The organism is Nocardia sp. CY15, from assembly GCF_009829295.1.
Lineage (GTDB): Bacteria > Actinomycetota > Actinomycetes > Mycobacteriales > Mycobacteriaceae > Nocardia > Nocardia sputi.
On record NZ_VUOT01000042.1, the window covers coordinates 41,670 to 49,105 of the forward strand.

The window sequence follows — 7,436 nt, forward strand, 5'->3', positions numbered from 1 at the left end:
GATCCCAGCGTGTGAGCCCATTACGGTGGTTGGTCGCGGTCGTGGTCTCGATCTTCGGTGTCGTCAGCTGCTCCGCCGCCGGTCTGGCCGGCGCCGACGAAGGGCCGGCTACGAGTGTTTCCGGTGGAGTGATCCGAGGCGCGCGCGTCGACGGGATGATCGAGTATCTCGGAGTCCCGTTCGGGGCCTCCACCGCGGGCGTCAACCGTTTCGCGCCGCCGAAGCCGGCCCCGCCATGGACGGGTGTGCTCGCGGCCACTGCGCATGGTCCGCAATGCCCGCAATCATCTCCGTTGCCGTGGATTCCGGCGGTGCAACCCGCGAGCGAGGACTGCCTCACCATCGATGTCTATGTCCCGGAACATCCCGCCGCGAGCGAACTTCCGATCATGGTGTGGTTCTACGGCGGTGGATTCGTCCTGGGGTCCAATGCCCAGTACGACTCACCCGCCCGGCTCGTCCGGGATGGCCAGGTCATCGTCGCGATCCCCAATTACCGACTCGGTCCGTTCGGTTTCCTGGCCTTACCCGAACTCGCCGCGGGCGAGGGTGGTGTCACCGGAACTTACGGCACCCTGGATCAGCAAGCGGCATTGCGATGGATCCGCGACAACGCCGCTGCCTTCGGTGGGGACTCGGACAACATCACCCTGTTCGGCGAATCCGCCGGAGGCATGAGCGTCTGCACGCAACTGGCGTCACCGACCGCCCGCGGTCTCTATGCCAAAGCCATCATCCAAAGCGGTTCCTGCGCACGCAGTCCCCTCGCGCCCGCTTCGAAAGAACAGGCCTATCAACGATCAGCCGAGTACGCCGCCAGTCTCGGCTGCGCCGAGGCCGCAACTCGCCTGACGTGCCTGCGGGCATTGCCGGCCGACCGGATGTTGGATTCTCCCACGACAACTCTGCACACGATGGCTGTCACATGGACCCCGGTGCGCGACGACGTCGTCGTCACCACCCCGCCGGAGAACGCCCTGGCCGATGGGGCCGTGCGCGACATTCCGCTTGTCGTCGGCAGCAACGCCGACGAAGGTGCGACCTTCCTCGCCCTGCTCGACTACGCTCGCGCTACAGTGCCGGATTCAGCCGACTACGTGAGCTGGGCTCAGGAACTCTTCACCGGCAACGCCGATCGCGTTCTGCAGCGATACCCCGTATCGGCCTTCGCGACCGCGGCCGAGGCCAAGCAGCACGTGATCACCGATGGTTTCTTCGCTTGTCCAGCGCTGTTCACCACGCAAGCAGCCCGTCGCGGCGGTGCTCGAGTATGGCAATACCAGTTCAACGATGCGCTCGTGGGGCGAAACCCGCTCCTGCCCGGGGCCTTTCACGGTGCCGAAGTGCCTTACGTCTTCTCAGGACTGTTGGGTGTGCCCATCCCGCTACCGCCCGCAGCGGACCGCCTCTCCCGGCAAATGCAGCAAAGCTGGGCACAATTCGCCCACACCGGCAACCCCGAAACGCAAGCCTTCACCCCATGGCCGTCGACTTCGGACACAACCCTCGAACTCGGCAGCGACAACATCACTGTCGCAGACTCCTTCGCCCACCAACACCACTGCGACCTATGGTCGGGCATCAGCCGCATCGGCTAGGGTGACCGGATCTCAGGCTTCTCACGGCCGGCCCTCCGGGTAGCAATGGCACGAAGCAACGAAGTTCTAGGCCGGGACGCGCAGGTCGGTATCTGCGGAGGGATTCAGGTGGAGGTCCGGCAATGCGGATTTCGTGCCTCGGGCAGCACATGGGCGATCACCAGCTGGTTGAGCTCTGGGTGATGTGGCCTCGATCACAGGAGGGTTGACCCGAAGATTGGTTGAGGTTGGAGGCTGTGAAGAGCGCCGACGCTGGTGCGATCGTCCAAAGGAGGGGCCTCATGAGCAACTGGCACGTCGATACCGGAGGGCCGCACGGTCGGGTCCCGGCTCCGCTGCGGGTCGCGGTCGTCGTCGGCAGCACCCGGGAAGGCCGGTTCGGCACGACCATCGCGGACTGGTTCGTCGGTCAGCTCCGGCGCCACGACACCCTCGAGGTCGAGATCGTCGATACCCGACAGGTCGCGCTGCCGCACGCCTTCGGTGCGGTCACCGATCACCCGTCACGGGCGGAGACCGCTGAAAAGCTCTCCCGCGCGGACGCGTTCGCGGTGGTGACGCCCGAGTACAACCACAGCTACCCGGGGGCACTGAAGAATCTGATCGACGAACATCACGTCGAATGGCAGGCCAAGCCGGTGGGTTTCGTCTCCTACGGCGGCATCTCCGGTGGTCTGCGCGCGGTGGAACACCTGCGGCCGGTCTTCGCCGAACTGCACGCGGTCACTCTCCGCGACACCGTCAGCTTCACGAACCCGTGGCGCCGATTCGACGACGCGGGTGAGCTGGCCGAACCGACCGACGCGGCCACCGCCACCAAGGCCCTGCTGAAGCAATTGACCTGGTGGGGTGAGGCATTGCGCGCCGCCCGTGCCGCCAACCCGTACGGGGCGTGAGGGCCGTGGCCACTACCGCAACGGCTCCCGCGTCGCCGGTCGCCGCCCGCAACCCGATGACGATCGTCCTGGTGCTGGTGCTCGGTACGATCATGGCCACACTGGACCAGACCATCGTCAATGTCTCGATCAACGCGCTGTCCGCGCAGTTCGACGCGGGCCTGAACACCATCCAGTGGGTGGCGACCGGCTATTCGCTCGCGCTCGGCGCCGTGGTGCCGACCTCGGCGTGGCTGGTCGGCCGGTTCGGCGCCAAACGGCTGTACCTGACCGCGATCGCCGCCTTCGCGGCCGGCTCGATGCTGGCTGGGCTCGCCTGGAACATCGAGTCGCTCCTCGCTTTCCGGGTCGTGCAGGGCGCCAGCGGCGGGCTGCTCATGCCGGTCGCGATGACGATCCTGCTGCGCGCGGCCGGGCCGGATCGGCTCGGACGGCTGATGAGCACCCTGGGTCTGGCCATTCTGGTCGGCCCGCTGCTCGGGCCCGTGATCGGCGGCTACCTGATCGACGAGGTGTCGTGGCGGTGGATGTTCTTCATCAATCTGCCGATGGGTGCGCTGGTGCTGGTCCTGGCCGCCCGGATCGTGCCCGACGATCCGCCGGAACCGCGGCACGCGCTCGACCTGCCCGGACTCCTGTTGATGTCGCCCGGCCTGGCCCTGCTGATCTACGGGGTGACCGCGGCGGGTGAGCAGGCCGGATTCGCCACACCCGCCGTGCTGATCCCGCTGCTGGCCGGGGTCGGGCTCATCGCCGCCTTCGTGCACCGATCGCTGACCACCGCGCAGCCGCTGCTGAATCTGCGGGTGCTGGGCAACCGGATCAGCGGCACCTCCGCGCTGCTGCTGGCCCTGTTCGCGAGCGGCTACTTCGGTTCGATGCTGTTGCTGCCCCTGTATTTTCAGGTGGCTCGTGGCGAATCAGCGCTGGTGGCAGGCGCCCTGGGTATCCCGCTCGCGCTGGCCTCCGGTCTGACCATGCAGGTAGCGGGCCGGTTGATCGATCGGATTCCGCCCGGCCGCTACCTACCGGTATCGATCACGGTAACCCTCACCGGTTTCGTGCTGTTCATCGTCCAGCTGGACGCGGACGCGCCGTACTGGGCGCTCGGCGCGAGCATGCTGCTCATGGGCGCCGGTGGCGGCGGCACCATGATGCCGGTAATGACCACCGCGACCCGGTCGCTGAGCCGGGCGGATCAGCCGGCGGGATCGACGGTGCTGAACATGATCAGCACCACCGCCCTGGCGGTCGGCACCGCGGTGTCCTCGGTCATCCTGGGCGCGCTGCTCCCGGTGACCGGCGGCCTGCAAGCGCTGCACGGCATGGCTCCGGCGCAGCGCACCGAGATCGCTCCCGCCCTGGCCGAGGCGTTCCAGCACACCTATCTGATCGCTCCGGTCGTGATCGCGCTCGCGTTGATTCCGGCCTTGCTGCTACCGCGCCGGTCGGCTGGCTGTGGTCGCTGATCATCGCCGGTGACGAGTATCTTGCCGCCGTGGGCCGAACAGCTGCCACCCGTTGTCGGACCACCACGCTGACGGTCGTAAGATTCCAGTCCGGAATCTGTCCTGCCCTCGGAGTCGCTTGTGCTGACGACCCGATTGACGAGTGAGACGACAGCCCGGCTTTCGAGGCTGTAGTTCGAGTCAGACACGGAAACGCCGCCTCTGCCGACCAGCAGTGCCGCAGCGGAGCTCGAAATATGTTTCGCTGCCGAATGTTCCGCGTTATCGCTGCTCAGACTACGAGGACGCGGCGGACCGTCGGAAGCTACGTCGACGCTGGCCATGCTGTCGTGGCGAATCCTCTGTGGCGTACGACGTCTGAGCTCTTCGAGCATGTCGGCGCATGTCGGCGCATTTTCGGCCGATCCTCATTGGAAACCAAACACGAAGGGCTACAATTGATTACGGGCAAGGATGCAGTCGCTTCGCTGCGGCATTCTTCAGCCCGGTGGAGGTGCTGATCACGCAGATCCGCGACTGCATCACCCGATGGAACGCCACGGCCGTGCCGTTCGTGTGGAGCTACATCGTCGGCGAGATCATGGCCGAAGGGGCTCTTCCCTATGCCAGCTTCCGGAAACTCGTCGACAACCATGCCTAGTACTGAGTCTCGCTCCAGGGACGCGGGTTTCGATCTCGTCCGCGATTTTTCCGATGACCCACACCTGGCCTGCATCACCGCCTGACTCGACCAAATCACGAACCCCTTGGTAAGCAAAGCGGAATCACGGCACACTAGGAGGATGACGAATCATGAAGACTTCAGAATTTGATTTCGATCCGGGGGAAAGGGTTATGCCATCCGATACTGTCGAGTTGCGCGGCAAACGTCGTGAGGACGGAAGGATGGTCGTGCTCGAACGTTCTACGGCGACGATCGAGCACACGGTATTTTCGACTATTTACAACTATCTTCGGCCGGGTGATCTACTGGTATTGAATGATAGCTATATGATGTCCAATACGCTATCTTTTCGGTATTGTAACGAAACTGTGGACGTGATCGTTTACGGTCATGAGCCTGACGGCGCGACCATTGTCAAAATGGAGGCCGGGCAACGATTGGAGCCGGGGATGACCCTGACATCAATCGACGACAGCCTGCTTACATGTGCCTTACTCGAATCACAGCCCGGCCAGCTCTGGAGAGTGAAGTTCGAGTCCGCCGAGCGATTGACGCAGGCACTTGATCGATACGGGCGGCGCATCGACGAGACAATTCACTTGGACCCGACATACTGGCGGACGACGCCAGAGGCTTATCGCTCGGTTTACGCCGAGAAACCTGGTTCGCTGGAGATTCCGTCGGCGGGCCTTCATTTCTCTGAAGAGTTGCTGAATCGCATCGCCGACAAGGGGGTCGAGCTTGCATACATTACCCTGCATGTAGGGGCCACTGAAATCCTCGCAGTTCGTCATATCGGCACGGAGGAGGTCGAGGACCACAACGTGAGATCCGAATTCTTCGAGGTCGGGGATGAGTCCGCCGCGAAAATCAATCGAGCCCTAGCCGAGAAGCGACGCATCGTCGCTGTTGGCACGACGGTCATGCGAACTCTCGAGTCACTGGCAGTCCGCAACGAGCCCAAGGCCGCTATTCGGCCTCAGGCGGCGTGGACCGATCTCTATATTTATCCCGGATTCCAGTTCAAGGTCGTGGACGCACTTCTGACGAACCTCCACCGGCCACGGTCCAGCCATATCGTATTAACTGCCGCTTTCGCCGGCAAAGATCTTGTTATGCGCTCCTGCTCCGAGATCTTGGAGAACGGCGGATATGAGTTCGACATGTTCGGCGACAGCATGCTGATTTTATAGCCGCATCGCGCACTCCGCGCACATCACGACCAACTTCGAGCGCGGGCAGTCGTTGCCGGTCTTGCGTGCGGTCCTGGCTCCGACCGACAAGCTCCGAGTTCGCGATTCGGTGCCGCGGATCAGTAGCCTCCGTAGTTGTCATCGCCCAGAAAGCCGAGCTCGCTGTCCCGCCAGCTCTCCAACCGTTCCCCGTGTGAGAGTGCTAGAACGACATCGCCAGGCGAAAGCACGTTCATTCGTAATATTGGTGTCACACCGCAATCAATCGTTCACTGATGACTGGACCTCCGATTCTGCTGACTGACAAGGGTAGGAGGGGGTCTCCGTAGCGATCGGCTGAACCTACAGCCGCTTCAGCAGTCGACTACGCACCGGCGCTGGCAGCAGGCCGGTGAGGTCGCCATCTGCCGCGGCGACCTCCTTGACCAACGAGCTGGACACGAACCCGTAAGCCGGGTCGCTGGCGATAAAGACCGTGTCCACGCCGGTGAGTGGGTGGTTCATACGTGCCATGGATCGCTCGTAGTCGAAGTCGCCGCAGAGCAGGGCCGGGAGCTGCCGGTTTCCGTCCGACTGGTGGGTTGGTTCGCGGTCGAATCGCGATGACGGATCTCGGCGGAAGGAGGAACACCGTTCGGGCTGGACGGCGGTGAGGTGCTGACCGGGCTGTGCTCGAGAACCGGCTCCCGTCGCCGGAGTGCCGTTGTTATGTGCGTGAGGTCTTGGGGCGGACGGGTCTTGTGGGTCAGCGCGGGCATGGTCATCGTCTCGGGTGAAACTGTGCTGCGCCAGTTCCGTTTTTCCGTTTGCCGACGTTTGTCGCAGGCGCTTGATGGTGGCGTGATCACGGCGCTTCGAGATGGTTCTGGAGCAGGTGGCGGAGCTGGTCGTAGGTGCGGTTGAGGGGTGCGATGCTGTGGTCTGCGATCGACATCATGACTGCGCCCTCGATCGCCGCGATTGTCGTGGTCGCCAGGCCTTGGGCGGTACGGGCGGGTATGCCCTGTGCGATGGCTTTCTCGGCCAGGTGGTGCTCCCAGTGCCGGAATGCCTGGCTGGCCAACTCCCGGACGCCAGGTGCTTCGCTTCCGCCGTATGCCGCGGCGGCGATCGGGCATCCGGACTGGTAGTCGCTGGTCACCAGCACCCATTTCCAGTACTCGACGAAAGCCTGCAGCATTTCCTGCGGCGAGAGGGTCTCGGCCATCTGTTCGATCATCTGCTCGATCCAGGCCCCCGCGGTCCGCACGGACTCCTCGATCAACTCGGTCTTTCCGCCGGAAAAGTGCTTGTAGATCGATTGCCGTGCGGTGCCGCTGTGCTCGAGCAGATCGGCCACCCCGGTGCCTGCCACCCCTCGACGTCGGATCAGCTCGATCGCGCTCTCGATCAAGCGCCGTCGCGCATCCGCAGCCATGAGCCTCTCTCTTCCCCTCAGTACAGGCGATCCAGCCTAGCGGCGAGCCGGAGTAGACCATTCGGTTCTCTTAGTGAGCGTCCGGAAACTGTCGTCAGCCGTGGCCGCTTGTGAGTTGTCGGCGGAGTTGGCTGTGCTGGGTTTGGTGGTGCCGGGGTGAGTGAATATTGTTGCGGGTGAATGGCCGTCGGTCTGGTGT

General features: G+C 63.8%; 6 protein-coding genes and 1 pseudogene. 5 read left to right on the top strand and 2 right to left on the bottom strand.

From position 1 onward, the window contains the following. Nucleotides 1-11: 11 nt before the first annotated feature. The 5 genes from GVY39_RS30135 to GVY39_RS30155 all read left to right on the top strand — a co-directional run bounded on the left by GVY39_RS30135 (nucleotide 12) and on the right by GVY39_RS30155 (nucleotide 5,820). Entirely contained in the window at nucleotides 12-1,598 is a 1,587-nt protein-coding gene (locus GVY39_RS30135) for a carboxylesterase/lipase family protein (protein ID WP_159930307.1), read from the top strand. A 281-nt stretch (nucleotides 1,599-1,879) separates the two neighbouring features. Beyond that, nucleotides 1,880-2,494, top strand: a complete 615-nt coding sequence (locus GVY39_RS30140; RefSeq protein ID WP_159930308.1) for an NADPH-dependent FMN reductase — start codon at nucleotides 1,880-1,882, stop codon at nucleotides 2,492-2,494. 5 nt (nucleotides 2,495-2,499) lie between these two features. Then, nucleotides 2,500-3,963: a DHA2 family efflux MFS transporter permease subunit gene (locus GVY39_RS30145; protein ID WP_236565755.1), complete on the top strand. Its 1,464-nt coding sequence runs from the start codon at nucleotides 2,500-2,502 to the stop codon at nucleotides 3,961-3,963. 487 nt (nucleotides 3,964-4,450) lie between these two features. Beyond that, on the top strand, nucleotides 4,451-4,603 hold the full coding sequence (locus GVY39_RS30150; RefSeq protein ID WP_159930310.1) for a hypothetical protein: 153 nt from the start codon (nucleotides 4,451-4,453) through the stop codon (nucleotides 4,601-4,603). A 152-nt stretch (nucleotides 4,604-4,755) separates the two neighbouring features. After that, nucleotides 4,756-5,820: an S-adenosylmethionine:tRNA ribosyltransferase-isomerase gene (locus GVY39_RS30155; protein WP_159930311.1), complete on the top strand. Its 1,065-nt coding sequence runs from the start codon at nucleotides 4,756-4,758 to the stop codon at nucleotides 5,818-5,820. A gap of 342 nt (nucleotides 5,821-6,162) precedes the next feature. Here the strand turns inward: GVY39_RS30155 and GVY39_RS30160 are convergent. After that, nucleotides 6,163-6,354: pseudogene (locus tag GVY39_RS30160) on the bottom strand (pantetheine-phosphate adenylyltransferase); the annotation flags it as partial. A 310-nt stretch (nucleotides 6,355-6,664) separates the two neighbouring features. Further along, nucleotides 6,665-7,237, bottom strand: coding sequence for a TetR/AcrR family transcriptional regulator (locus tag GVY39_RS30165; RefSeq protein WP_159930313.1), 573 nt, complete (start codon nucleotides 7,235-7,237; stop codon nucleotides 6,665-6,667). Nucleotides 7,238-7,436 lie beyond the last annotated feature (199 nt).